This window comes from Corynebacterium sp. LaCa_205 (assembly GCF_057458085.1).
In genome coordinates this window covers 1,679,446-1,705,581 of sequence record NZ_CP190931.1, presented here as the reverse complement: position 1 = coordinate 1,705,581, position 26,136 = coordinate 1,679,446, and the positions used below count along the sequence as shown (strand labels likewise).

Genomic DNA, 26,136 nt, shown 5'->3' with positions numbered 1-26,136 from the left:
ATCGGGGAAGCGGCACGGTGGAAGGCTCCCCCGCAGGGTGGGAAAATCGAGGATTTTTGTGCGGTACGAGCCATAAAACTTGGGATCGCGGCGTGCCTGTAACTAGCCGCTGTTGGAGGTAAGTCAAATAGGGTTTTCGCGCCCATGAGCAGGCCGTCTGGTGGAGAATATAGAACAAGCCTAGGAAGTTCACAGAAAAGGCCAAGTTTCACATTAATAACACTGGTTTCACCTGCAACTTTAATCCCAGTCTGTACCTGGGGTTGAGGTTTAGCAAACGGGGGTTGAAGTGAAAGTTGAGGGTTGTAGGGGGAGGTGTGACGCAGGAAAATTGTGTGCAGACGCATCAGACAGTTCGTTGGGGAAGACGAAGCTCGTCTTGCATCGCGCCGGGCCGGCAGGCCTCGTGCGGTGGTGATCTATGTCGAGGGAGAATCGGCTATGAATACGTGCGTTAACCCTGCGCCGGTTGAACAGCCGGCCTCCACCTCCGCGTGGCCCTCCGTCAACGGTGGTGCCACCGTGGTTACCGGTGTGCTCAAGATTTCCGGGATGCCGCGCTCGCTGCGCTCGGAGATTGAACGCGCCATGGATCGGTGCATCCGTACCGAGTCGGAATTTATCATTCCGGGCGATGACCCACTGACCGCTCAGTGGTGCACTCGCTGGTTCCGGGATGGGCTTTCTGTCGCGGCGCTTGCTCGAGGCGGCAAAGCCTGTGCCCACTCAGACAGCGGTATTGGCTGCCACCAGGTGCTGACCGGCACCCGCGAAGAGCTAGATGCGCTGGACTGCGTCGTGCGCTACCTTGCACAGCGCCACGGCTTTACTGCTGCCGTGCGCCTGCCGTAGAAAGCACAGGGAGGGTGGACCAACAGCTGCTGGTCCACCCTCCCTTTTCCTTCTGCCATAAGTAGGGCCGGTTGAGGGCGGCCTATTCCTCCTCGGCGAAGGGATCAAAGATTTTGTCCGGCAGCTCGGCCACCGATTTCAGCACGGCAGAAGGGCGGTAGGGGTAGCGAGAAATCTCTCGGTCATCGGAGATGCCGGAGCGCACCAATACAGTGCGCATGCCGGCCTCGAGACCGGCCTTAACGTCTGTATCCATGCGGTCACCAATCATTACGGTGTGCTCCGAGTGGGCACCAATATGATTGAGCGCCGAGCGCATCATGACTGGGTTGGGCTTGCCCACGTAATAAGGCTCGCGGTTGGTGGCGGCGGTAATCAGTGCAGCCACGGCACCGGTGGCCGGCAATACTCCTTCTGGGGCAGGGCCGGTGACATCTGGGTTGGTGGCGATAAAACGAGCACCATTGCGGATGAGGTTAATCGCGTTGGTGATGGCCTCAAAAGAATAGGTGCGGGTCTCACCAAGCACCACAAAATCAGGGTCATCGTTGGTAAGGATCCACCCAGCCTCGTGCATGGCGGTGGTAAGGCCGGATTCACCCACTACATAGGCCTTGCTGGAGCTTACCTGGCTGGAAAGAAAATTCGCGGTGGCGGTGGCGGAGGTCCAGATGCGCTCGGCAGGAATATCCAAGCCGGTATTGCGCAGGCGGGCAGAAAGATCCCGTGGAGTAGACATGGAGTTATTGGTCAGCACCATGTACTCGATGTCATTATCCTTGAGCGCTTGGATAAATTTATCGGCGCCAGGGATCATCTCGCCTTCTTTGATGAGTACGCCGTCCATATCGGATAGATAAGAAATCATTGGTGGTCCTCCACATACTCGGCAATATCGCCGATGGTTTCGCAGTTGAGCATCGTTTCCTCAGAAAAACGCACCTGGAAGGTCTCTTCCGCGCGCACGGTCAGCTCCACTAGATCTAGCGATTCGACGCCAATATCCTTCAGCCGCTTATCCCGGCTCAGATCTTCCTCGGTACCGGTGACCTTGTTTATGAGCGCGAGGAGCTGGCCGAGCGTATCGCGCTCCGGCTCCTTTTCCGGCGCGCTCGCGTTGAACTTTGCCTGTAATTGGGCGCTGAGGTCGTTTGCCATGCCCACCAGTCTAGTATTGATCCCGTTATGGCATTGAGAAAACGTTCTTCCGTTGTGGCGCGTAGTTGGCTCAAGCGCCTGCGCCCCTCGCACCGCGCCGAGCTAGAAAAACTCTATGGCGGATTGCATGATCCCTCCACCGAGCCGGGCCTTACCCAGGTCAGCGCTTCCGGCACTGTGGAACACGATGGCCTAGATATTGCCTGGTACGAGGTGGGGCGCGAAGACGCGCCAGTAACCGTGGTCTTCATTCACGGCTATTGCTTATCCGCGGAAGCCTATTATGACCAGGCCAATTATCTCCGCGGTCGCAATGCGCGTGCACTCTTGGTGGATTTGCGCGGGCACGGCCAGTCCTCCACGGTCGCCCCAGAGGAGTGCACCGTTGATACGGCGGCTGACGACGTCCTCGCCGTCATTCGAGAGCGCGCTCCCCGTGGCAACCTGGTCATCGTCGGTCATTCCCTGGGCGGCATGGTTGCCTTAAACCTCATCCGCCGTGCTCCAGCCGAGGTTTATGAGCGCATCAAGGGCGCGCTGCTAATTTCAACTTCGATGCGCCGCTTTGCAGCAAAGGGCGTAGCGCAGATTCTGCAGTCGAAATCTCTGCATGCGCTCTACCGCCTCTGTCTGCGCCTGCCTGGTCGCGTCGATAGCGCGCGCTTTGAGGCCGCCCGGTTCATTGCGCCACTTTTTGCTGCGACCTTGGCCGGCTTTCCACAAATGGAGAAGCTGCAATTTCACGTTGCCATGCTTCTCGATACCCCCTTGGCCTCCTACTCCGGCTTCTTCGACGACCTTTTGGAACACGCCGAGTACGGCGCCGCCCCACGGCTGGCGAAGCTCAAGGGCGAGGTGGTAGTCGGAACCGCCGATATTGTCACCCCGCGTTCACAATCCGAGGTGCTCTGTAAGCATTGGCCCGCCGCGAACCTGCAAACGGTGGAAGGCTCCGGACACATGGTGATCCTCGAAGACCCCGAGGCTATCTCCGCGGCCCTTGGCCGCGTCCTTGATGCGATATAGACGGGCCGGATGCATAAGCCCGTTTGCTGGGTACGCAAAAGGCGCCGCGGCGGGGAAGCCGGCGGCGCCTTTCTTGTAGCGCGTGGCGCGGGCCTAGCCAGCACCAAAGCGGGGATTAGTCTTCGATGTGGGTGGTCACGGTCGGATCATCCAGCTTGAGATCCTTGGCTGCCTTCTCCACAACGGAGCGCTCAATCTTGCCCTCGCGAGCCAAGCCATCGAGCACTGCGACGACGATGGACTCGGCGTCGATATTGAAGTAGCGGCGAGCGCCCTCGCGCGTATCGGAGAAGCCGAAGCCGTCCGCGCCCAAGGTGATGTAGGTGCCTGGAACATACGGGCGGATTTGCTCCTGCAGCTCGGTGGTGAAGTCAGAGACACCAACGAACGGACCCTCGTAGCCCTTGAGCTGGGAGGTAGCAAAAGCCTCGCTCGGCTCCTCGCCCTTTCGCAGGGCTTCCTTGTTACGGCGGGCGCCGTCGCGGGCCAGCTCGTTCCAAGAGGTGACGGAGAAGATGGAGGCCTTGACATCGAAGTCGTCGGCAAGCATCTGCTGTGCGCGCAGCGCCTCGTGCACGCCTACACCGGAAGCCAGGATATTGGCAGCAATGGAGCCGCTCTCTGCGGTATTGAAGTGGTAGATGCCCTTGTGCAGGCCCTCCACGTCCAAATCCTCCGGCTCGGCCGGCTGGTGTACCGGCTCGTTGTAGACGGTGAGGTAGTACATGATGGCCTCGTTGTCCTTGCCATACATGCGCTCAATACCGCGGGAAACCAAGTGGGCAACCTCGTAGCCGAAGGCCGGGTCATAAGAAACCACGGCTGGGTTGGTCGCAGCCAAGACAGGGGAGTGGCCGTCCATGTGCTGCAGGCCCTCACCGGTCAGGGTGGTGCGGCCGGCGGTTGCGCCAATGATGAAGCCGCGGCCCATCTGGTCGCCGGCTGCCCAGAAGGCATCGCCGGTGCGCTGGAAGCCGAACATCGAGTAGAAGATGTAGAGCGGAATCATGGCCTCGCCCTGGGTAGCGTAGGACGTTGCCGCAGCGGTAAAGGAGGCAGCGGCGCCGGCCTCAGAAATACCCTCGTGCATGATCTGGCCGTCAGTAGCTTCGCGGTAGGAGAGCATGAGGTCGTGGTCCACCGGCACGTAGTTCTGGCCGCGGGGGTTCCAAATCTTCATGGTCGGGAACCAGGAGTCCATACCAAAGGTGCGGGCCTCATCCGGAATGATCGGCACGACGCGCTTGCCCAGCTCCTTGTTGCGCATAATTTCCTTGAAGGTGCGCACCAAGGCCATGGTGGTGGCTACTTCTTGCTTGCCAGAGCCCTTGCGTACAGAGCGCAGCTTGTCCAGAGCCGGTGCCTCCAGCGGGGTGAAGTCCTCGCGGCGCTCCGGCAGGAAGCCGCCGAGCTCTTTACGACGCTCCAGCATGTACTTGATCTCCGGGGAGTCCTTGCCTGGGTGGTAGTACGGCGGCAGGTATGGATCCTTTTCCAGCTCCGCATCGGAGAAAGGAATTTCCTGCTTATCGCGGAAGCGCTTCAGGTCATCCAGGGTCAGCTTCTTCATCTGGTGGGTAGCGTTGCGGCCCTCGAAGTTGTGGCCCAAGCCGTAACCCTTAATGGTGTGCGCGAGGATGACGGTTGGCTTGCCGGTGCCCTTGTTCTCCAGCGCGCGAGCATAGGCGGCGTAGACCTTGCGGTAATCGTGGCCGCCGCGGCGCAGTGCCCAAATCTCATCATCGGACATGTCTTCTACCAGCTTGGCCGTGCGCTCATCGCGGCCGAAGAAGTGCTCGCGCACATAGGCGCCATCGTTGGCCTTGAAGGTCTGGTAGTCACCGTCAGAGGTGGTGTTCATGACGTTGACCAAGGCACCTTCGGTGTCCTTTTCCAGCAGCTTATCCCAGCCACGACCCCAAATGACCTTGATGACCTCCCAGCCGGCACCGCGGAAGAAGGATTCTAGCTCTTGGATGATCTGGGTATTACCGCGAACCGGGCCATCGAGGCGCTGCAGGTTGCAGTTGACCACGAAGGTGAGGTTATCCAGCTCGTAGAGCGACGCGATCTGCAGTAGGCCACGAGATTCTGGCTCGTCCATCTCGCCATCGCCCAAGAAAGCCCATACGTGCTGCTTGGAGGTGTCCTTGATGCCGCGAGTCTCCAGGTACTTATTAAAGCGTGCCTGGTAGATAGCGTTAATCGGGCCCAAGCCCATGGACACGGTGGGGAATTCCCAGAACCATGGCATCAGGCGTGGGTGCGGGTAGGACGGCAGCCCCTCGCCCTCGCCACGGGATACCTCCTGGCGGAAGCTATCAAGGTCCTTTTCAGTCAGGCGGCCTTCCATGAAAGCACGTGCGTACATGCCCGGTGAGGCATGGCCTTGGAAAAAGACTTGGTCGCCGCCCGAAGGATCATCCTTGCCCTTGAAGAAGTGGTTCAAGCCCACCTCATAGAGCGGGGCAGCACCCGCGTAGGTCGAGATGTGGCCACCTACGCCAATTCCTGGGCGCTGTGCACGGTGCACCATGATGGCCGCATTCCAGCGGATCCAGCGGCGGTAGCGCTTTTCCAGTTCCTCGTCACCAGGAAACTCTGGCTCCATGGAGGTTGGGATGGTGTTGACGAAGTCCGTGGACGTCAACGAAGGCAGTTCAACGCGCTTAGCGGTAGCGCGCTCGAGCAGGCGCAGCATCAAGTAGCGTGCGCGCTCCGGATCGGAGTGCTCCAGCAGACCATCGAGGGAATCCATCCACTCGCGGGTCTCTTCTGGATCATTATCGTGAAGATACGATGCAACGCCGTCGCGGATGAGCGGGAAGTTGGAGTCGCCCTTGGTGGCGTCCTTCTCGGCCATTTAAACCTCCTGTATAAGGGTCTGCACAGTTTGCTTACTAGGATACGCGCTCACAGATCCACAATGGTTGTGAAGCCCGACTTAAGGGGACGTGCGGTACGTTACATCGCCATAACCAGTATCTTTGCCGGGTTTATTGGGGTAAAAGAGGGTAGTTTGCAAACTCTGCGGAACTGGGCGAAGTGGCGGGAGGGCCTGCAAAATGGGGGAATTGCGCCCCTTAGGCGGGTAAAAGGGGCCGGTGGGCGTTAAAATACTTCTATTAAGCCGCGATTTACCCGCAGGATGCGGGGGATGCGCGGACCGGACATTCACCAAATTAGGAAGGAAATGCATAGTGGCTGACGCTGCAGTCAAGCTCGGAATCAAGGAAGGGCAAATCGCCCTAGAGCTTGGTTGGGACGAGGATTGCGATACCGCGATCTCTGAATCGATCGAAGCCGTGCTCGGCGATGATTTCTTGGAAGAAGAAAATGACGAGCTGTGCGATGTAGTCCTTCTTTGGTGGCGCGACGAGGATGGCGACCTTGTGGATGGACTCGTTGACGCGAGCCGTCCGCTGGCCGATAACGGTGCGGTCTGGCTGCTTACCCCGGGTGCCGGAAAGCCTGGCACCGTAGAGCCAGGGCTCATCTCTGAGTCCGCTCAGCTGGCCGGCTTGGTGCAGACCAAGGCAGAGCGCCTAGGCGAGTGGCAAGGCTCTTGCTTGGTGCAGCGCGGATACACCAAGAAGTAGGGCTTTACCTGCTGATTTGTGTTGCTCTAGCAACCTGCGCTACTGTTTCTAACAGCGCAAGAGCGCATGCGGCTTTAGCTCAGCTGGAAGAGCAATTGGTTTACACCCAATAGGTCGGGGGTTCGATCCCCTCAGGCCGCACAACACAGACCGCCTCTCGGATTGATTTCCGGGAGGCGGTCTTTTCCGTATGCATGGGCACGGGCTAGCCCGGGAGGGACTCAAGGCTTAAGGCGCCTGTGGGCCAACTTTCGGCCACGTTGTGCATGGCAGTTGGGGAAGTAGCCCTATTAGCGTGGCTGCTTCTTAGGCTTCGGCTAAGTACTCAGGCACTTCAGCCACGGCTGCGGGTTGTCGGCTTAGTAGCGCTCGCGGCGGCGCTGGTTTAGTTTGGCGTAGTGATCTGGTTTGGAGTCGCCGTAGCGGGAGCGATTGCGGCGGCTGGCAGCGTGCGAGGAGGACGCGGCGGGAACGGCCGTGGAATCGTCGTTCGCGGCTTCGTGCTCGCTGGGTGCGGAGTCAACGCCGGCCGTTGGTTCTGCGGGCGTGTGGTCCGCAGCGGAGGCGTCACTAGAGGCAGGCTCGGAGGGGGTAGAGGCATCGGCGTCGAGGGCGGCGAGGGCCTCTTCCTCTTCGCGCAGGCGGCGTCGCTCACGGATTTCCGACCACACGAAATAGCCCAAGCCCAGCGGGGCCATGATGCCAAAGGCAATCCATTGGTAGCCGTAGGAGAGGTGGTTGCCGCGGTCGAGCTGCGGGATGGGCATGGGGTTGAGCACGCCGGGCTGGTCCGCGGAAAGCTGGATGTAGTCGTGGGCTAAGGGGGCGTCGATAAGCGAGGCAATCTGCTCCGTGTGGATGGAATAGACCTGCTGGTAGCCCTCCTGCTTAATGGGTGCGGACGGGTGCTCGGCCTCGTCGGCGCGGATCATGCCGGTAATAGTGGTCTCGCCCGAAGGAGCGGCGGGAATATCCGGCACGGCGTTGGCCTCGCCGGCCTTGACCCAGCCGCGGTTAACCAAGATGGTCAGCCCGGAATCGGTACGGAAGGGGACCAAGGACTGGTAAGACGGGCCAGACTCGGCTGGGCGCAGGCGCAGCAGGACTTCATCCTGCGGCAGGTAGCGGCCGTGCAAGGTGGCGCGGGACCACTCATCGTCTTTGATAGCGCCGTGGTCATCCACGAGGTCTTCTACCGGCTGGGGGTCAGCCTCATAGGCGTGAGTGATGAGCTCGTTGCGTTCCACAATGTCATCGTCCTTGCCCAGCTGCCACGGGGCGAGGACGGTAAAAGCGAGGTAGGAAAAGGCTACGACGAACAGCAGCAGTAGAACCCAACCCGGCTTAAGGAACGTCTTTAGCATGGGGCCTAGTTTAGTCGTGGTGAGCGCGAATCCAATCCAGCAGGCCAGGTACGGCGGCCTCGATATTGTTGCGGGTGGTTTCGAAATCGGCGGCAGAACCGTAATACGGGTCTGCTACGTCCGCGTCTTCCGGGGAGTTGGGATCGAAGCTGCGCATCAAGCGGATCTTGTCCGGGTCGATGCTGCGCTCAATAAGGGCGTCGCGGTGGCCTTTGTCCATAGCGATGAAGAGATCAGCATCCATGTGCTCGGGCCCCAGCTTGGCCGCGCGGTGGGAACCACCATCGTGGCCGCCGCGGCGCAGCTCGGCAATGGCGCGCGGATCCGCTCCTTGACCCACATGCCAGCCGCCGAGGCCGCAGGAGTCCACGGTGGCGACAAGGTCAAGCATGTCCTTTTCCATCTCATCGCGCGCGATGATTTCTGCCATGGGGGAGCGGCAGATATTTCCGGTGCAAACAAAGACGAGGTAGAGGCCGGAGCGGGCAGCGGATTCGGTCATGCGGAAAACCCCTTCGCGCGAATAGTACTGTGGTGCGGAAGATAGGATATAGCAGTAGTAACTATTCCATGAAACGAGCATAAAGGAGTACCTCCATGTCCGCTGTGAGCGTGGGCGATGTCCGCCGCGTACTCGATGAGGCCTACCCGCCGCACCTGGCGGAAAAGTGGGACGCCGTGGGGCTTATCTGCGGTGATCCGACCGCGGAGGTCAAGCGCGTGGCTTTTGCCTTGGACTGCACCCAAGCGGTAGCGGAGCGGGCGGTTGAACTCGGCGCGGATATGCTCGTGGTCCACCATCCATTGCTCTTGCGCGGGGTGGAGTCCGTGGCGGCCGATACGCCCAAGGGCAAGGTCATACACACGCTGCTGAGCAATGGTGTTGCGCTTTTTGCGGCCCATACCAATGCCGATAAGGCGCGGCCGGGCGTCAACGACAAGCTCGCGGAGCTGGTGGGCATTAACCCAGGCCGGCCCATCGTGCCGGAGCCCCAGGGCGTGGATAAGTGGGGCGTGCACGTGCCGGTTGCCGCGGCCGAGGAGGTGAAGCAGGCGCTTTTCGACGCCGGCGCGGGCCACATCGGTGCCTACTCCCACTGCTCCTTCGATATTGCGGGCACGGGCCAATTCCAGCCGGAAGAGGGAGCAGACCCGGCGGAGGGAGAAATTGGCGCCCTGCACCGCGGCGAGGAAATCCGCGTCGAGTTCGTCGCGCCGGCCGCGCTTCGCTCCGCCTTGCTGCAGGCCCTGCACGCCGCGCACCCTTATGAAGTACCGGCCTATGACATCACGGAAACCGCCGGTCACCAAGACCTGGATAAGGCGCTCGGCCTCGGACGCGTGGGAGAACTGCCGCAGGAGATGACCCTGCGCGAGTTCACCCAGCAGGTGGCTAATGCCCTGCCGGAGACCGCCTGGGGCATCCGCGCCGCCGGGGATCCGGAACAAAAGGTGCGCACCGTCGCGGTTTCTTCCGGCTCGGGAGATTCCTTCCTCTCCGCGGCCGCGAAGCTGGGCGTAGACGTGTATGTCACGTCGGATCTGCGCCACCACCCAGTGGATGAGCACTTGCGCGCCGGTGGCCCGGCCGTCATCGATACTGCCCACTGGGCCAGCGAATTTCCGTGGACGGCCCAGGCGCGCGATATCGTAGAGAATGCTTTAGAACTGGATACGGAAATTATCAGCCTGCGCACCGACCCGTGGACTATCTCTGCGCACCCAAAGGAGTCATAAGTGAAACTATCGCAAGAACTACAGCCGGTATTGCTGGAGCTGGCCAACCTGGAACGCTCGCAGGGCCATGGCGCGAAGAAGGAAATCCCGGAACAAGCCGAGTATGACAAGGCTAAAGAAGAACACAAGCGCCTACTGGATGCATCCGGCTCCGCGCAGATGGCCGTCGATGACATGGAGACTGAAATCCTGCGCATCCAGGCCGATGAGCGCAAGCTGCGCCAGCGCGAGCGCGATGATAAGCGCCAGCTAGGTGCTGCCGTAGATCCAGAAACGCGCAAGGACCTAGAGCACGATCTCTACGCCGCCAAGTCCCGCATCGCAGATCTCATGAGCGAGCTACAAGAAGCACATAATGAGGTGCACGCGCTGCGTTCTAACCTGGACGTGCACGGTGCGCGCGTTTCTGAGTCCGAGCGCAAGCTGGAAAAGCTGCGTCGCGCGGCCGAGGCGGCACAGGAGGCGGCTGCCAACCAGGAAGACCCGGCCGTGCGCATCGGCGAGTTGCGCCATCAGCTGCCTGCCGGGGTACTGAGCGAGTACGATACCCAGCGCGAGGAAAACGGCGTGGGCGCCGCCCAGTTCAAGGCCAACCGCGCTTGTGGCGGCTGCTTCATTGTCCTGCCGCCGGCGGAGCAAAACGCGGTGCGCAATGCCCCGGCCGATGAATTGCCGCAGTGCGGCGATTGCGGCTCCTACCTGGTGCGTTTGGTCTAATGAAGGTCATTATCTATGCCGATGGCGGCTCCCGCGGCAACCCTGGTGTGGCCGGTTCCGGCACCGTTATTTATGACGGCAGCGGGCAGCGCATCCTGCGCGAAATCGTCTACGTAGTAGGTACCAAGTCCACCAATAACGTCGCTGAGTACAACGGCTTATTGCGCGGCCTAGAAGCCGCCACCGAAATGGGCGCTACCGAAGTGGAGTTCCACATGGATTCCAAGCTGGTGGTAGAGCAAATCAACGGCCGCTGGAAGATAAAGCACCCGGACATGCAGAAGCTGGCCCTGCGCGCCCGCGACTACATCAACGGCTTTTCTTCCTTCAGCTTGGACTGGGTGCCGCGCGCTAAGAATAAGGTGGCAGACGCCCTATCCAATGACGCCATGGACGCCGCGGCCGCCGGACATCCTGAAGGCATCGTTGCCGGGGAGAAAGATACTGCCGAACCGGCACAGGCTACGGAACACGACACCACCGCGCCGCATCCCACCGATTGGCTTGGGGACCGCGGACCTACCACTCGCTTTATCCTGCTGCGCCACGGGCAGACGGACATGTCGGCCGCTAAGCAGTACTCCGGGCGCGCCAACCCGGGGCTTACGCAGCTCGGGCAAAAGCAGGCGCTGGCCGCAGCCCAAGCGCTTGCCGACGCCCACTTTGATGCCATCGTCTGCTCGCCCCTGCGCCGCTGCCAAGAGACAGCGGCGGCCGTGGCCAATGGCCGCGATATCGAGGTAGAGACCGTGGAAGGACTCATCGAGGTGGACTTCGGCGCATGGGAAGGCAAGACTGCGGCCGAGGCCCACCAGCGCGATCCGGAACTGCACGAGCAATGGCTGCATGACGCGAGCGTCGCCTGTCCGGGCGGCGAATCGCTGCAGGCAGTCAACCGCCGCGTGCGCACTACCCGCAAGGAGCTACAAGAGCGCTTTGCGGGCAAAACCGTGCTGGTAGTAAGCCACGTCAATCCGATTAAGTCCTTTATCCGCCAGGCGCTTGATGCTGGGCCGGCTACCTTTGGTCATCTCTTTTTAGACCTGGCTGCCATTTCCCAGGTGGAATTCTGGGAAGGCGGCTCTATGGTGCACGGATTTAACGATGTGGGCCACCTGGCAGGCCTGCGCTAGAATAAGGAACGCGAATGAGCCGGCCGGGTGATCGCGTCGCTTCATACGGGCAGCGAGCTGCTGCCGCGTGGGCGCCGAGGAAAGTCCGGACTCCATAGAGCACGGTGGTTGCTAACGGCAACCCGGGGAAACCCGCGGGCAAGTGCAACAGAAAGTAGACCGCCTTGTGCCTCCGCTTGAGCTTCGGCCCAAGTTGGAGCAACAAGGTAAGGGTGAAACGGTGCGTTAAGAGCGCACCAGCACCGTCAGTGATGGCGGTGGCTGGGTAAACCCCACCGGGAGCAAGGCATCACGGCCCCGCCACGTTGCGGGGCCCGATCAGGCGTTTTAAGGCTGCTCGCTCGAGCCTGAAGGTAGCTGCTGGAACCAACTGGCAACGGTTGGTCTAGATGGATGTTCACCGCACGGTGCTCCCTTGGGAGTGCCGCGATTAGACAGAATCCGGCTTATAGGCCGACTCATTCGCCCCAAGACGTTTATGGTGGTGGGCATGAAGCTCTACGCCGCCCCGCTTGATTTCCGCGCCATCGCCGCAGAATTTTCGGTAGCCATCGATTTTCCGGCTGCGGTCACCCACCAGGCCGCCCACGCGCAAGACCGGTATGCCGACTCGCGCCGCGACGCCCGCGATATTCCCTTCGTAACCCTCGATCCCGCCGGCTCCATGGACTTGGATCAGGCGGTTTACCTGGAAAAGCGCGATGGTGGCTACCGCGTCTTTTATGCCATTGCGGATGTCGCCGCCTTTATTGAGCCCGGCAGCGAGCTGGAGCGCGAGTCCTTCCGCCGCGGCCAGACTATTTATCTTCCCGATGCGCCAGCTCGCCTGCACCCGCCCGAGCTTTCCGAAGACCGTGCCTCACTGCTGCCTAAAACCGATAAACCGGCCGTGCTGTGGACCTTTGATCTAGATGACGCCGGTGAGGTGGAGTCTTTCCACGTCGAGCGCGCGCTCATCTACTCCCAGGCCCGCCTGGACTATGAGGGCGCGCACGCGGACTTGGCGGCCGGTAACCTGCACCCGTCTATTGCATTGCTGCCGGAGGTGGGACGATTGCGCCAGGAGTCCTCCCTGCGCCGCGAGGCCATTTCCTTGCGCCTGCCCTCCCAGCGCGTAGTGGAAAATTCTGATGGCACCTTTGAGCTCATTATCGAGCCTCGCTATGAGGTCATGGACTATAACTCGGAGATCTCTCTGCTTGCCGGCATGTGCGCGGGACGCCTCATGCAGGAAGCGGGCGTGGGTTTTCTGCGTACTTTGCCCGCCGCCGAACCGGAGCACGAGCGCCAATTTCGCGCCGAGGCCCAAGCCCTGGGCTTTGCGCTTGGCGATGCCCCCATTCCCCAGTTTCTCCTCACCGTCGACGCCGATTCCCCACGCGGCATGGCAGTCATGCGCGGGGCCCAAAGCCTCCTGCGAGGCGCCGATTATGCGTGGCTAGGAGAGCAGGAAGCGCAGGTGCATGCCGGGATAGGCGGCTACTATGCACATGTGACCGCGCCGCTGCGGCGCCTGTCCGATAGGTTCGCCACCGAGGTTTGTCTAGCCCTCTGCGGCGACTACGAGGTTCCCGGCTGGGTGGGGGAGCGCGCCACGGAGGTCATTGGCGCAATGCGTTCTACCTCGCAGCTTGCCTCCCAAGTGGATAAGGCCTGCCTCAACCTCACCGAGGCCACCGTGCTGCGCCCCTGGCTCGGCACTAATTTCCCGGCCACCGTCGTAAGCGGCGATGCGAAGCGGGACAAAGCTCGGATTTTTGTGCCGGAGCCACCAGTCTTCGCCCAATCTGTAGGCGCGCCAGAAACCGGCAGCGAAACCACAGTCTCGCTGGTGACAGCGGATACCGATTCGCGCGAGGTACTCTTTGCGTGGCCTGCTGACTAGCTGGTGAGGCTACTAGCTCTCGCCGCGTGCGGCCTCGCCCGGCTGTAATTCGACTACGAGCAGGCCATCGTCTGCCAGGTCGGCCGCAAAATTATGCGCGCTCTTCGCCGGCACGTAGGCAATGACTGCGTTCGATGTGCCCGCGTGTGCCGAACGCCCCGCTACGGCACCGCGGACCGTGACTAGCTCGGCGAGTTTTTCTGCCGAGTCCAAGCCGTAGATATTGGCTAGGGAGGACTGTGATTGCAAAAGGATGGGGAAGAGCTCCGCGCCGCGATGCGAGCGCAGGAAACGGGTGAACTTTTCTACCCGCTGGGTTTCTTCCTCATAAAAGGCCATCCATTCCGTAGCGGCGCTGATGCTCGGGTGTCCCTCCTCGCCGTAGACCTTGTGGACGGCCTTGAGCCAATCGAGGACGCGCTGTTGGGCGTCTGGAAGCAAGCGCAGCGAATCGGTGCCAAAGGAATGGCAGGCATCATCAATAAAGCGCTCCCGCTGGCGGATATCGGCGATGGCCTTTTCTTCCTGCGCGGAAAAATCTTCCGGCACCGCCACCGCGAAGGCAGCTATCTCGCGACCAACAAGGTGCGGTGCGTGGGTGACAGAACCGTCGGCGTAATCCATGATGCATACGCCCTCACCCGTGCTGCGCAGAGCCGCGCTATGGCGGGCACGCAAAGGCGGCCGCGCACCAAAGGTAGTAACGGCCTGGGTGCATACATCTGCCACCCGGGCCCTTAGCGGCGCATCCAGGTCCGCATCAGCCCCCATGAGTGCCAGCGCTACCGCGACGTCCGCGGCGGCATCCGCACCCAAACCAGCACCTTCCGGAATGTCGGAGGCGATGGTGATATCCGCACCGGCTGTCTCACGAGAGAGCAACTGGCGGTTAATCATCGTGTGGACAATGCCACCCACGCGGGCAGCCAGCCCTCCCTCCGGAGCCGGCGGAATGATTGGCTGGCCCTCTGCATCCGTGGTGGGTTGTTGCGCTGTTGCCAGCTCTGCGAGCGCTTGCAGGCTTATCGAATCATGGGCAGGCTCACCTTCTGCCGGGTGAAAATGTACCGCTACCACGCCATCGGTGCGCGAGCTTACTGCCGCAGCGGCACGTAGCTTGTCCACGCACATGGCAACAATGCCGCCGAAGTGGTCAATGTGTTCACCAATAAGGGACCACGTTGCCGGCGCGCTAGCGGTATGAGTTGGAGCGCTGCCCGTGAGATCAGTATGTGCTTGGGCGGCGCGCTCGGCTACAGGCTCTGCAGGCGTTGACCACAGTGGCATGGGTGCTAAAGCTCCTTTTCCAGGTTCTGGGACCAGTAGTCTTCGTTGCTACTCGCACGCGGCGGTGCGCTTAAAGCAACGAATGCCCGCCATCTTTTGGTGCGGCGGCGGGGAATACGACATGGAATCGTATAAAAGAAATGTGCTGCCCCACATTCTAGCGGGCATCGCTTAGACGGCGTGGGTAGTGTGGACACAAACCATACCAGCGGCAGCGATCAGCCGGTGCCGCTGGCGCTACGACTGAGAGGATAGTTTTATGAGCGATGCAGACCAGAAGTGGTTCTTCGATCCAACCACCAAGGAAGTCAGCCAAGGCAAGACCTCTGGCTGGGAAAACCGAATGGGCCCGTATGACACCCGTGAAGAAGCAGAAAACGCTATCGAGATTGCCCACGCCCGCAACGATGCGGCAGATGCCGCAGACAAAGAAGATGACTGGAAGTAAATAACCTCCAGCCATCTTTTCTACGCCGTGTTTCCCGGTAACTGCCCGGGAAGCGCGGCTACTTTAGCTTCTTACGCAGCGGCTTAAACGCCGCCTTGATGTCTTTGAAAGACTCGGCGTAATCATCCAGCGCCTTCAGCCCGATGGTGCGCTCGCGCTGATAGAGCAGACCGTAGCCAAAGGTATTTTCCCCACGGCGGCGAGCGGAATCTGCCAGTTCGAGCAGCTTATCGCGCGAGGTCACGGAATCTTGGAAATCACCGAGCACCGACTGCATCTGCTTGCAGGCCTTATAGAGACGCTTGGTCTTAAGGTTGGTGGCAGAACCAGCTGCTTCTGCTGCATAACGCAGCTTCTTTGCAGCCTTACGCATATCGTGGAAATAGTCCTCGCGCTCGTGTAGGGACAGCTCCGGGTTATCCCAATTCTCTACGGCCTTCTTATGGCGCTTGACCAGCTTGTTATAGGCCTTTTCAAGGTGTTGCGCCATCACGGTGTCCATGTCCGCGGACTTGTCCTTGGACTTCTTCTCTGGCTTCTTTTTGGCCTTCTCTGCAGCAGCCGCGTTATCCTCGCGGGACTCGGAAGAAGCAGCGCCTTCCTCCGTAGAGGACTGTTCTTCCGTCTGCTCCGCATCATCATTTACCGGAGCGGATTCTTGTTGCTTATCGGCCGTTGGCGGATCCGCGAGCAAGCGGTCGAGCGACTCCAGCAGCTCGAGGTAACGCTCGGAATCAAGGGCGGCGATAACGCGACGGTGCGCACGGCGGTAGGCGGTGCCCATATCCTGCGCAATGTGCTCGCGGGTGGAATCATCCAAGGTGTCAGAATCTTCGGACTCCAACAGCTTCTGCCAGCGCTCTTCAACAACCTCCGCATCGCGAGCAACCCCCAAAATGCCAGCGAGCTCCTTCAGATCGGCTTCAATTTTTTCGATTTCTGGTCCGACCACGATGCCATGGAAGGTCTGAAGGTGGCTGCGCAGCTCGCGGGTAGCTACACGCATCTGATGCACCGAGTCCCACTCATCGCGGCGAACACGTGGATCATAATCAACCAGCTTGTCGCGGTTAGCTTGCAGTGCGGTGATCACGGCGGCGGCAGGGGAATCCGGGTCCACGTCCGGCGATACCAGGGCCGGGGGAAGCGGGGCGTTGGCATAAGAATCACCCAAGGCCGATTTCAGCTTGGATGGGGAAGAAGATACGCGTGCACCGGCACCGATGAGAAGAGAGGTAGCACGGCGAATGAACTGCGTTCCTTCCTCGGTACCAGGTAGCTCACCTGCGAGCTCTACTTCCCATTCGCGCCACGACTGTTGCTCGCCGCCGGGAAGGAAGGAAAAGGCGGTGACATGGTCATCGCAAAACTCTGCCACTGGCTTATTATCGGCATCTGCCAAGACCATCTCGGTGCGCTTGTTGTCTACCTGAGCAATTGGGGTGAGGTCGTTGTGGCGGACAATGGAGCGAACCTGATGGAGCAGCTCGCTAGGAACTTCATAGCGGCCATCGACAGGCTCTCCCAATTCTGCGTGGATTTCGGTACGGCCAGCCTCGCTAGGGATCTTGATATGCCAGCCATCATCATTTCCTCCGGTGCGGCGGCGGAGGGTGACCTTAGCGTGGGTGAGGCGGAGGTCTTCAGTGTCGTAGTAGATGGCCGAAAGTGCGTGGTGGCGCGTGTCTGCGACGCGGTCAACTCCCTCAAGGCGGGTCAGTTCAGGGAGCTGAGTGGACTCGGCTACGGAGAATTTCGCTTCAACTTCGAGAAAAGACTGTGTAGACATTCACGTACCTTCTACTTTCTAGACCTAATCAATCTCATCGGTGATCTTACCTGTAATGACCTCGTTGCGGTGCCATACTCTGCCCCCGTTCGCTAGCAGGGAACGGGGGCCAAGAACCGTATCAAACAGGGGAAATTACCGTGTAATTTCTGGAACTGAACCGAGCCCTGAGGCGTCACCTCCCAAGTGAGATTTATCGGCAGCGGCAATGCCATCGTTGATGCCGTGCAGACTGTTCATTGATAGCGACATCTCTGTGAGATTGGGAAAGAGGCGGTTGCGGGTATCGATGGCGTGATCGGTGCGTGCTTGCAAAGCGGGAAGGGTTTGGGTGGCTACAGCCTCTGCATGGTGAGAGCAATACTGAGACTCACGCAGGTTTTCAGCAATTCCGTCCTCATTGGCTTGGGTGAGCAATTCACCGATGCGGGCGGCATAAGACAGGCGGAAGCTGCGGCGATATGCGGCAGTGGAATTAGTAGCGCGGGCGATTTCCGCGCCATCGCCGTTACGCATAAACCAGTCGCATTGGCGGTTGAGGGAGGCAAAGAGGTCGGCGCAATGGGCGGCGTCGGCAGGAGCACCGATGACACAGGCTAGGCCTTTGTCATGGATGAGGAGCGTGGTGCATCCATTGGCGTCAGAAATGGTGCTGAGCAGGGAAGCCTGGTGCTTGATATAGGGCGGGTGGATGTGCACGCGGTGGGAAATGAGATTGGGGAGCTCGGAAGTAAGCAGATCCTCGATGCGATACTTCTGTTGCAGGGACTGCGCCTTAGAAATCAGAACCTCGGCCTCGTCTTCAAAACTGGTGGACTCAGCCTTGCGTAAAAGTCCTAGGACCTTTGCACGAATTTTGCGTTGTTTATCGCTAAGCCCGTCTTCTCGCAAGGATTCGCCAAAGGCCAAAAGTTCAGTATCGCGCAGCCTAGGAAGGTGAATTAGCTCTTTCATAATGGCGCGCAGCTTATCGCGCGGAATGAAATTTTCGTCCGGCGGAGCCATTTGTAGCCAAGCCTTGCGTAAGGCAGGGGAGGTAATCCGTGCCGGCACATGGGGGCTAGCACGGTAGATAATGGGGTAAGCATGCGGGCCTAAGACGTGCTCTAAATCCGCCGGTGCCCAACCATGTTGCGCGGCGGTGATGAGGCGTTCGATTACGTGAGCAGAAAGGTCATCGCAGTGGGTGGTCATAAAACTTCGTCCTTTAAAAGGTGTACGTGTGTTCGCTTGCTTCCTCAGCAAAGCATGCACATCAGTAGGCCCGTGAAGGAAAAGCCCCCGCTTGATACCCCCTAGATACTCTTGCGACCTGCGCATTTCGCCCTGGAAAAACTGTCGCATGAACTGCACATCCCTCGGAGGTGAGCCGGTAAGGTCTAAGGCATGAATAGCCAACACGAATTTGTCCTACGAACCGTTGAGGAACGCGATATCCGCTTTATCCGCCTGTGGTTTACGGATATTTTGGGCGCCCTTAAATCCGTGGTCATGAGCCCATCCGAGCTGGAATCGGCCTTTGAAGAAGGTGTTGGCTTCGATGGTTCTTCCGTGGAAGGGTTCTCTCGTATCTCTGAGTCTGACACCATCGCGTTGCCAGATCCCTCCACCTTCCAGATTCTGCCCTTTGATATGGATGAGCCGGACCTGCAATCGGCCCGCATGTTCTGCGATATCGCGCAGCCGGACGGCCAGCCCTCCATGGTGGATCCGCGCCATATCCTGCGCCGCCAGGTTACCGAGGCCGCCAATGATGGATTTACCTGCATGGCCTCGCCAGAAATCGAGTTCTACCTTTTTGAGCGTGGCCGCGAACTCACGGACTTGGTACCGACCGATAATGGTGGTTATTTCGACCAGGCTACTCATGATACCGCCCCGCTTTTCCGTAGGAAGGCGATGCTGGCGCTGGAATCACTGGGAATTGCCACGGAGTTTAGCCATCACGAAACCGCACCGGGGCAGCAAGAAATTGATCTGCGCCATGCGGACGTGCTGACCATGGCTGATAACATCATGACCTTCCGGCACGTAATCAAACAGGTGGCAACCAACTCCAACGTGCGCGCCACCTTCATGCCTAAGCCTTTCGAGCATCTGCCAGGCTCCGGCATGCACACCCACTTGAGCCTTTTTGAAGGCCAATCCAATGCCTTCCACGATCCGGACGATGAATTTTCCTTATCGCAGACTGGCCGACAGTTCATCGCCGGAATCCTGGAACACTCCACGGAGATGTCCGCCATTGTTAATCAGTGGACAAATTCCTATAAGCGCCTGATGTTTGGCAACGAGGCACCGGGTTCAGCAACCTGGGGTGTGTCTAATCGCTCTGCGTTGGTCCGCGTGCCCACCTACCGGCTTACTAAGGAAGATTCCCGCCGGGTAGAAATTCGTTCCATTGATGCCTCCATGAACCCGTACTTGGGTTATGCGGTGCTCTTGGCAGCCGGTCTGCGAGGAATCCGGGAAGGCTACGAACTCGATGATCCAGCTGAGGACGATGTCCACCAGCTCACCCGCCGCGAACGCCGGGCAATGGGATATAAGGATCTGCCCACCAGCCTGGACCAGGCTTTGCGCGAGTTTGAAAAATCCGAGTTCATGGCGGAGGTGTTGGGCGAGCACGTCTTTGAGTTCTTCCTGCGCTCCAAGTGGGATGAGTGGCATCACTATCAGAGCCAGATCACCACCTTTGAGCTGCGCAATAACCTGAACTTCTAGGAGAATAATGCGTCCTGCTGCTGTACCTTCACCGGCCACGCTTGGCCTTACCCGCCCGCATGCTGCTTCGGATATTGAGCAGCTGGGCTGGAATAACCCTGAATCGGTCAATCTTTTGTGGACCCTTGCGGCCGTGGGGGATCCAGACCTGGCCCTCAACAATCTCATCCGCATCTATGAACAAGTCCCAGAGCTCGATGAGGCTGTGCGCGCCAATGAAACGGTGCGTGTGCGCCTTTTTGCCCTGCTGGGTGCTTCGACCGCCTTTGGTGATCACCTCGCGGCAAACCCTGAGTTGTGGCGAGAGCTAGAAAAGCCCCTCCCACAGCCCGAAGAGATGCTGCAGAGCCTGCTCGGCGCCGTCGATGCCCAGCCCGCGGAATTTGCTCAGGATATTGATCGGCCCGATCCGGCGCGTGAGGATCTTAGCGCGCCGGGCACCTACCGCGCCGGCGAGGGAGAGCATAAGCAGGCGCTGCGCACGACCTACCGCACGTTAATGATGCGCATTGCCGCTTGCGATGTGGCCGGTACCTTCCATGCACGCAAGGGCCAGACCACACCCCAGCCGGAGGTAGGATTCCGCCAGATTACGGCTCTGACCACCGCGCTTGCCGACGCTGCCTTAACCGCCTCCCTCGCCTGCGCTGTGCGCACCATCTACGGGGACGAGCCTGTAGACGCACAACTAGCAGTCATGGCGATGGGAAAGTGCGGTGCGGGGGAGCTGAACTATATCTCTGATGTGGACGTCATTTTCGTCGGCAGTGAGGCAACCCCACGGGCAATACGCCTGGCGGCGGAGTTCAATCGCATTGGCTCCACCACCTTCTTCGAAGTAGATGCGAATTTACGCCCAGAAGGAAAATCGGGTGCTTTGGTGCGCACTTTGGAATCACACGTTGCCTACTACAAGCGGTGGGCGGAGACTTGGGAATTCCAGGCGCTCCTGAAAGCGCGCGCCATGACCGGTTACCTACCACTGGGGCAGGACTATCTGGATCAGATCCGCCCGATGGTGTGGACGGCCTCCCAGCGCGAGTCCTTTGTAGAAGACGTCCAGGCCATGCGCCGCCGCGTGTTGGCTAATGTTCCTGCAGAACTCAAGCATCGCGAGCTGAAGCTGGGCGTGGGTGGCCTGCGTGATATTGAATTTGCAGTCCAGCTCTTGCAATTGGTGCACGGGCGTTCCGATGAAACGCTTCGCGCATTATCCACAGTGGATGCGCTGGAGGCATTGGTTTCGGCAGGGTACGTCGGACGTGAGGACGGCACCCAGCTCATTGAAGCCTATGAGTTTTTACGCTTGCTTGAGCACCGATTGCAATTGGAGCGCTTCCGGCGAACGCACACGCTGCCCGATAGCGATGATGAAGACGGGATGAAGTGGCTAGCACGCATCGCCGGTTTCTACCCGCAGGGCACTCAATCCGCAGCCGAGCGCATGCTTTCGCACCTGCGCCGGATTCGCCTGCGCATCTCCGAGCTGCATTCGCGCCTGTTTTATCGGCCGCTTCTTAATTCTGTGGTCACCATGTCCGCCGATGAGCTGAAGCTCTCGCCCGAGGCCGCCAAGCTGCAGCTGGCCGCGCTGGGTTATAACCACCCGGACCGCGCATTCGAGCACCTGACTTCTCTGGCGGCAGGAACCTCACGCAAAGCACGCATCCAGGCGATCTTGCTGCCCACCTTGATGGAATGGCTTTCCGATACCGCAGACCCAGACATGGGCCTGCTGAACTATCGCAAACTTTCCGAGGCTGCGAACGATAGGTCGTGGTTCTTGCGCATGCTGCGCGATGAAGGAATTGTGGGCCAGCGGCTCATGCACATCCTGGGCACGTCACCGTTTACCTCGGATCTGATTATTAGCGCGCCGGATTCGCTAAAGCAGCTTTCCGACGGCGCCACTGGCCCCAAGCTACTGGAAACCAAGCCCGAGCAGGTCTCCAAAGCACTGGTTAATTCCAGCAAGCGCCACGCCGACCCAGATAAGGCGGTGGCGGTGGCTCGCTCGCTGCGCCGGGTAGAGCTTGCCCGCATTGCTAGTGCGGATTTGCTGGGCTTTATGCCGGTCAAGCAGGTGTGTTATGAGCTATCTACCATTTGGGATGCCGTGCTGGAAGCTGCCCTTCGCGCCGAGGTGCGGGCATGGCGCCTAGCCAACGAGGATGCGGAGCCACCAGCGCGCATTGCCGTCATTGGCATGGGCCGGCTGGGAGGCATGGAGCTGGGCTTCGGTTCAGATGCGGACGTGCTCGTGGTCGCAGAACCCGCCGAACAGGATGCTGACTCTGCTGCAGAAGGGGAGGCAGTGAAGTGGGCCATCGGGATCGTCGATAAGCTCCGGCGCCGCTTGTCTAAACCCTCGGGAGACCCGCCACTGGATGTCGACTTAGGCCTGCGTCCCGAAGGTCGCTCCGGTGCGGTGGCGCGCACTATCTCCTCCTATGAGCGTTACTACCGCGAATGGGGCGAGTCCTGGGAGCTACAGGCTTTATTGCGCGCGGCCTTCGTTGCTGGGGATAAAGAGGTAGGCGAGCGCTTTATTTCCATGGTGGATAGCTTCCGCTATCCAGAAGGCGGCGCCAGCGCATCTACCATTCGCGATATTCGGCGCATGAAGGCACGTGTGGACAATGAGCGCCTACCGCGCGGCGCGGACCGCAATACTCACACCAAGCTTGGCCGCGGTGCGCTAACCGATATTGAATGGACCGTTCAGCTACTGACGATGATGCATGCCCACGAGTACGCCGAACTCCATGATCCGTCTACGCTGCGCGTGCTTGATGCTTTGGAAGAAACCGCTATCCTTTCCGCCGGGCAGGTATCTGACCTTCGCGAAGCCTGGCTTATGGCTACCGACGCCCGCAATGCGCTAGTGCTTGTGCGCGGCAAGCGCGTGGACCAACTGCCTGGACCTGGCCCGCAGCTGGCCCAAGTAGCCGGTGCCGCCGGATGGGCACCGGAAGATAACCAGGAGTTTTTGGAACACTATTTGAAACTAACCCGGCATGCCCGCAAGGTAGTCGATGAAGTCTTTTGGGGCGAGGAGGAATCCTTCGAGCATTCTTAGAGTTGCCCTTGAAAATCCCCGGTGTGAGCACTGCGGCCTTACTTTTTGCACTGCCGGACTCTAGAGTGGGATGGGAAAGAGGAAGGACTGGCTAGTTATGTCTTTTAAGCTGCAACTTGATGTGGATAACGCCACGGTAGGCGAGCTATCCGCATTGCTTTCCGCTGCGCGTGCCGCGGGCGTGCGCGACGGCGACGCCCTGCACCTTGATGGCACCACAGTGACCATTGAGGTCTCCACACCCCGGGAACAAAAACCCACACCGCCGAGCCCGGAATCAACGCCGCAAAATTCCCGCCAAACCCCTCGCTCATGGGGCCGCGCCGACCGCATAGGGGAGGCCACCATTCGCTCCATCATTGATGCCCTCAATGATCGCGGCGAAAACCAGCGCGGCAATGACTACGGTTCTTTTAGCGATGGCGCTGGTTTCCATGGCTAAAATCAGTGGGGCGCACCGCCGCAAGCTCATCTATCTGTGGGTCTTTGTGGCCGTGGCCGTCATCGTGGCCATCGCAGTAGGGGTATGGGCAACCAACCGCGACAATCCACCCAAAGGGACAAAGACCGTGGGCGAGGCCGTGGCCGGTGGCGTAGTCCAAGAAGACGTTCCTGCGCAGGTCAATGGTGCCTTTAAGGACGATAATTCCACCGATGCTAACCGGGTGACCTCCCTAGCTAAGGCATTGGGCATTCCCCTAAAATCCGTCCCGCGAGATATTACCCAGACCGAAAACGGTAAGTCTGATGTGCGCGTGTACCTTGAGCGTGAGCTGAGCAGTGCAGTGGAAGCCGGTGACATCAGCGAATCCGATGAAAAAGCGGTTCTCGTGGCCTTTGAGCGAGGCCTTGTTATGCCGGCTAGCGATGGCATCGTCGCAGAAAGCTACCCGGCAAACTAACCAGTCTTTACCGTGCAAGTTGGGGACGAAAATCCAGGAAACCCGCAGCTGCGAGGCATCGCCTTGGCAGTAACTCTTCCTAAGGTAAAACATCACAAATTGGTAACGGGCATAGTGCTCGGTGCCGAAGCCTTTGGAGGAGACTATGACTTTCAAGTCCACGCTATCGACCGCGGTGGGAGTAATCGCCGCCATCGCCATCCCCATCACCGGTGGGGTAGGAGTGGCCTATGCCGTCAATACCGTGCCGGCCGATACCATCGCCCAATCACTTCCCACTGGTGAACTGGCTGGCCACCTGAAAAACTTTGGTGCGGAAGCTACACGTGAAGACGCGCTGCGCATATTGGATGAGCTGAATTAGTCTAGAGGCCATGCTGATTGATGCCCTAAGCCTGAAATTTAAGCCCGATGACTACAGGGCAAAGCTGCCGGTTTTCGATTACTTGGCCGACCTAGGAAGCTTTAAGCTGCGGAGGCCGGTAACCGTCTTCGTGGGGGAAAACGGCATTGGTAAATCTAGTTTGCTCGCCGGTGTGGCCAGTGATTTGGGCTGCTCTCCCGAAGGCGGACGGATGGACGATCCCGATGAAATCGTTCCCCGCAGCCCCATTCGCTGCGTCACGGATAAAGTCATCCAACGCGCCTATTTCCTACGCGCTGAAAAACACGAGCATCTGATTGCACGCGGAGATTCATCAGACGAACGCGCAGGCCGCTCCACCTTGTCCCAGAACGTAGATTTATCTCGCCGCTCGCACGGACAATCCGTCTTCGACATGCTCTATGAGCACATCAATGGCCAAGGCGTATATGTCCTTGATGAGCCAGAATCGGGTCTTTCCGTTATCCGGCAGCTGGTCCTAGTGGGGGAAATAGCCCAAGCGGTTGACCGCGGCGCGCAGATAATCATCGCCACGCACTCGCCAATTCTTTTGGCCTGCCCGGGGGCAGACATTGTGGAACTAAACGATACTGGCTTTGAACGCATCGCCTTCGATGAGGCGGAAGCCGTGGCGGCTACCCGTGAGCTTTTAGCGGATCCTGAAGGAACCATCCGCTTTATTGTCAACCCCGAGTAACCAAGCTCTGGCCTTTAAGAAACCTCCACGATGGTAACAGAAGGCCCATCCTCGCCAGCGCGGCGCCGCAGGAAGTGGGTGACTACCACACCAATCATGCCGACCACCCACACGGCTAGCACCGCCGCGGAGGCTGCAGTGAAATCCGGCATGGAGTAGTTAGGGGCAGCAGAGGAATGGTCCAGCACCATGCCGAAGAGCTGAGCGCCCAGCATGCCGGAGGTAAACCCGCCCATATTGCCCAGGCCCGTAGCAGTGGCCACCACGGATCGATCCATGCGCTCGCGCACGATATCGAAGCCATAGTTAGCCGTCGGCGTGCAGAGCGCGGTAACGAAGGACACCACCAAAATCGCGGCCAGACCACTGTCGGTGCCGAAGGTAAAGAAAATGAGCCAGGTCAGAACGTGGACCGCTACAAAACCCAGGCTGAGCCACGGGCGAATATGCTGTGCGCGGGAGGAAATCTTGCCGTGCAATGGGCCGACGAGGACCAAAAATACCGCCAACAAGGTAAGCACCAGGCTGGACTTCGCCTTGGATAGCTCCATTCCTTGGGTCATCATGGGCATTCCCCAGAGCATGACAAAGACGATGAGCGGGAGCATACCGATGTAGTGAATGAAGTAGGCCTGCCATGCCACTGGGGAGCGGAATACTTTCTTCAGGCGCGCCGGGATGCTGGTGGCCTGAGAGTTGGGCGGTTCTTTTTCCGTGGGGATAATGCCCAGCTTTTCCGGTGAATCTGCCACCGCCACAATCGCGGCGATGGCCACGAGAATGCCCACCGCACCAAGGGTAACGAAGGCGGCGGTCCAGCCGGCTGCGCCCAGTAACCACAAGAAAGGCACCGCGGAGATGAACTGGCCCATCTGCCCTAGCGACGAGGTTACCTGGGTAAACATAGGCGTGCGGTGCAGCGGGAACCAATAGGGCAGGATGCGCATTACGGAGAGAAACGCCGTGGCATCGCCCGCGCCAATGAGCACGCGGGCTGCGATGGCTACGCCATAGCTAGTAGTAAAACCCAGCACTACCTGGCCGATGCCCATGATGACGGCGCCGACTACCAAGAGCAGGCGTGGGCCAAATTTATCGATCAATATGCCGGTAGGAATTTGGGCTAAGGCATACACGCCCAGCTGCACGGAAGTAAAAACAGCGATACGGCCGGCATCAACATCGAAGCGCTCAATAGCGTCCAGGCCGGCAACGCCAAAAGAGGTACGGCCAGTAATCGCTACGAGGTAGACCGCCATGGCGGCCACCCAAATGCCTAAAGCTTGAGTGGTAATGACTTCTCTGGGATTCGGCTGCGACATGGCTGATACCTTACGCCTTAACTACTAAGATT

At 59.6% G+C, this 26,136-nt stretch carries 23 protein-coding genes, 1 tRNA gene and 1 other RNA gene; 16 read left to right on the top strand and 9 right to left on the bottom strand.

Translation table 11 applies throughout. The annotated features are described in order from the left end of the window. Window positions 1–441 precede the first annotated feature (441 nt). Window positions 442–852, top strand: a complete 411-nt coding sequence (locus tag ACP8J1_RS08240) for a hypothetical protein (RefSeq protein ID WP_051138330.1) — start codon at window positions 442–444, stop codon at window positions 850–852. An 82-nt stretch (window positions 853–934) separates the two neighbouring features. Here the strand turns inward: ACP8J1_RS08240 and ACP8J1_RS08235 are convergent, their stop codons facing one another. Continuing rightward, on the bottom strand, window positions 935–1,720 hold the full coding sequence (locus tag ACP8J1_RS08235; RefSeq protein WP_023021126.1) for an HAD-IIA family hydrolase: 786 nt from the start codon (window positions 1,718–1,720) through the stop codon (window positions 935–937). Next, the gene (locus ACP8J1_RS08230; RefSeq protein WP_023021127.1) at window positions 1,717–2,010 is read right to left on the bottom strand and encodes an acyl carrier protein; all 294 of its coding nucleotides are present in this window, start codon (window positions 2,008–2,010) and stop codon (window positions 1,717–1,719) included. Before ACP8J1_RS08230 ends, ACP8J1_RS08235 begins: the two co-directional genes overlap by 4 nt. Before the next feature lie 27 nt (window positions 2,011–2,037). Between ACP8J1_RS08230 and ACP8J1_RS08225 the strand changes: the two genes are divergently transcribed. Beyond that, a complete protein-coding gene (locus tag ACP8J1_RS08225) occupies window positions 2,038–3,036 on the top strand; it encodes an alpha/beta fold hydrolase (RefSeq protein WP_023021128.1) in 999 nt (332 codons plus the stop codon). Window positions 3,037–3,151: 115 nt separating this feature from the next. On the opposite strand, the gene aceE is transcribed toward ACP8J1_RS08225, so the two are convergent. Then, a complete protein-coding gene (aceE, locus tag ACP8J1_RS08220) occupies window positions 3,152–5,899 on the bottom strand; it encodes a pyruvate dehydrogenase (acetyl-transferring), homodimeric type (RefSeq protein ID WP_023021129.1) in 2,748 nt (915 codons plus the stop codon). Between the two features lie 337 nt (window positions 5,900–6,236). Between aceE and ACP8J1_RS08215 the strand changes: the two genes are divergently transcribed. Continuing rightward, window positions 6,237–6,635 (top strand): DUF3052 domain-containing protein, encoded by a 399-nt coding sequence (locus tag ACP8J1_RS08215; RefSeq protein WP_023021130.1) that lies wholly within the window; start codon window positions 6,237–6,239, stop codon window positions 6,633–6,635. 68 nt (window positions 6,636–6,703) lie between these two features. After that, window positions 6,704–6,776: transfer RNA gene (locus ACP8J1_RS08210), tRNA-Val, on the top strand. Window positions 6,777–6,994: 218 nt separating this feature from the next. On the opposite strand, the gene ACP8J1_RS08205 is transcribed toward ACP8J1_RS08210, so the two are convergent. Then, the gene (locus ACP8J1_RS08205; protein ID WP_023021131.1) at window positions 6,995–7,999 is read right to left on the bottom strand and encodes an SURF1 family cytochrome oxidase biogenesis protein; all 1,005 of its coding nucleotides are present in this window, start codon (window positions 7,997–7,999) and stop codon (window positions 6,995–6,997) included. Between the two features lie 10 nt (window positions 8,000–8,009). Next, the gene (locus tag ACP8J1_RS08200) at window positions 8,010–8,501 is read right to left on the bottom strand and encodes a low molecular weight protein-tyrosine-phosphatase (RefSeq protein WP_034655439.1); all 492 of its coding nucleotides are present in this window, start codon (window positions 8,499–8,501) and stop codon (window positions 8,010–8,012) included. A 95-nt stretch (window positions 8,502–8,596) separates the two neighbouring features. Between ACP8J1_RS08200 and ACP8J1_RS08195 the strand changes: the two genes are divergently transcribed. The 5 genes from ACP8J1_RS08195 (at window position 8,597) to ACP8J1_RS08175 (ending at window position 13,471) form a co-directional block, all read left to right on the top strand. Next, window positions 8,597–9,736 (top strand): Nif3-like dinuclear metal center hexameric protein, encoded by a 1,140-nt coding sequence (locus ACP8J1_RS08195; RefSeq protein WP_023021133.1) that lies wholly within the window; start codon window positions 8,597–8,599, stop codon window positions 9,734–9,736. Next, a complete protein-coding gene (locus ACP8J1_RS08190; RefSeq protein ID WP_023021134.1) occupies window positions 9,737–10,453 on the top strand; it encodes a zinc ribbon domain-containing protein in 717 nt (238 codons plus the stop codon). Further along, entirely contained in the window at window positions 10,453–11,586 is a 1,134-nt protein-coding gene (locus ACP8J1_RS08185) for a bifunctional RNase H/acid phosphatase (RefSeq protein ID WP_023021135.1), read from the top strand. Before ACP8J1_RS08190 ends, ACP8J1_RS08185 begins: the two co-directional genes overlap by 1 nt. 15 nt (window positions 11,587–11,601) lie before the next feature. Next, an RNA gene (gene rnpB, locus ACP8J1_RS08180) (RNase P RNA component class A) lies at window positions 11,602–12,051 on the top strand. A gap of 25 nt (window positions 12,052–12,076) precedes the next feature. Continuing rightward, window positions 12,077–13,471, top strand: a complete 1,395-nt coding sequence (locus ACP8J1_RS08175) for a ribonuclease catalytic domain-containing protein (RefSeq protein ID WP_023021136.1) — start codon at window positions 12,077–12,079, stop codon at window positions 13,469–13,471. Between the two features lie 12 nt (window positions 13,472–13,483). Here ACP8J1_RS08175 and ACP8J1_RS08170 read toward each other — a convergent pair whose 3' ends face one another. After that, on the bottom strand, window positions 13,484–14,758 hold the full coding sequence (locus ACP8J1_RS08170; protein WP_023021137.1) for a galactokinase family protein: 1,275 nt from the start codon (window positions 14,756–14,758) through the stop codon (window positions 13,484–13,486). Between the two features lie 259 nt (window positions 14,759–15,017). Here ACP8J1_RS08170 and ACP8J1_RS08165 point away from each other — a divergent pair, with 259 nt between their 5' ends. Next, window positions 15,018–15,206 carry a hypothetical protein gene (locus ACP8J1_RS08165; RefSeq protein WP_023021138.1) on the top strand — a complete coding sequence of 63 codons (189 nt, stop codon included), beginning with the start codon at window positions 15,018–15,020 and terminating at the stop codon, window positions 15,204–15,206. A gap of 58 nt (window positions 15,207–15,264) precedes the next feature. Here ACP8J1_RS08165 and ACP8J1_RS08160 read toward each other — a convergent pair whose 3' ends face one another. Together ACP8J1_RS08160 and ACP8J1_RS08155 are read right to left on the bottom strand one after the other, a co-directional pair. Beyond that, window positions 15,265–16,995, bottom strand: a complete 1,731-nt coding sequence (locus ACP8J1_RS08160; protein ID WP_023021139.1) for a CYTH and CHAD domain-containing protein — start codon at window positions 16,993–16,995, stop codon at window positions 15,265–15,267. Window positions 16,996–17,130: 135 nt separating this feature from the next. Then, window positions 17,131–18,189 carry a DUF2786 domain-containing protein gene (locus ACP8J1_RS08155; RefSeq protein WP_023021140.1) on the bottom strand — a complete coding sequence of 353 codons (1,059 nt, stop codon included), beginning with the start codon at window positions 18,187–18,189 and terminating at the stop codon, window positions 17,131–17,133. A gap of 192 nt (window positions 18,190–18,381) precedes the next feature. Between ACP8J1_RS08155 and ACP8J1_RS08150 the strand changes: the two genes are divergently transcribed. The 6 genes from ACP8J1_RS08150 to ACP8J1_RS08125 all read left to right on the top strand — a co-directional run bounded on the left by ACP8J1_RS08150 (window position 18,382) and on the right by ACP8J1_RS08125 (window position 24,782). Further along, window positions 18,382–19,719 (top strand): glutamine synthetase family protein, encoded by a 1,338-nt coding sequence (locus tag ACP8J1_RS08150; protein WP_023021141.1) that lies wholly within the window; start codon window positions 18,382–18,384, stop codon window positions 19,717–19,719. A gap of 7 nt (window positions 19,720–19,726) precedes the next feature. Then, window positions 19,727–22,798, top strand: a complete 3,072-nt coding sequence (locus ACP8J1_RS08145) for a bifunctional [glutamine synthetase] adenylyltransferase/[glutamine synthetase]-adenylyl-L-tyrosine phosphorylase (protein WP_023021142.1) — start codon at window positions 19,727–19,729, stop codon at window positions 22,796–22,798. Between the two features lie 97 nt (window positions 22,799–22,895). Continuing rightward, entirely contained in the window at window positions 22,896–23,240 is a 345-nt protein-coding gene (locus tag ACP8J1_RS08140; RefSeq protein ID WP_023021143.1) for a hypothetical protein, read from the top strand. Continuing rightward, complete coding sequence (locus ACP8J1_RS08135) at window positions 23,197–23,700, top strand: hypothetical protein (protein ID WP_023021144.1); 504 nt, start codon at window positions 23,197–23,199, stop codon at window positions 23,698–23,700. The genes ACP8J1_RS08140 and ACP8J1_RS08135 overlap by 44 nt, the downstream gene beginning before the upstream one ends. Window positions 23,701–23,845: 145 nt before the next feature. Next, entirely contained in the window at window positions 23,846–24,064 is a 219-nt protein-coding gene (locus ACP8J1_RS08130) for a hypothetical protein (protein ID WP_023021145.1), read from the top strand. A gap of 10 nt (window positions 24,065–24,074) precedes the next feature. Then, a complete protein-coding gene (locus ACP8J1_RS08125; protein WP_023021146.1) occupies window positions 24,075–24,782 on the top strand; it encodes an AAA family ATPase in 708 nt (235 codons plus the stop codon). Between the two features lie 14 nt (window positions 24,783–24,796). Here the strand turns inward: ACP8J1_RS08125 and ACP8J1_RS08120 are convergent, their stop codons facing one another. Then, window positions 24,797–26,104 carry an MFS transporter gene (locus ACP8J1_RS08120; RefSeq protein ID WP_023021147.1) on the bottom strand — a complete coding sequence of 436 codons (1,308 nt, stop codon included), beginning with the start codon at window positions 26,102–26,104 and terminating at the stop codon, window positions 24,797–24,799. Window positions 26,105–26,136 lie beyond the last annotated feature (32 nt).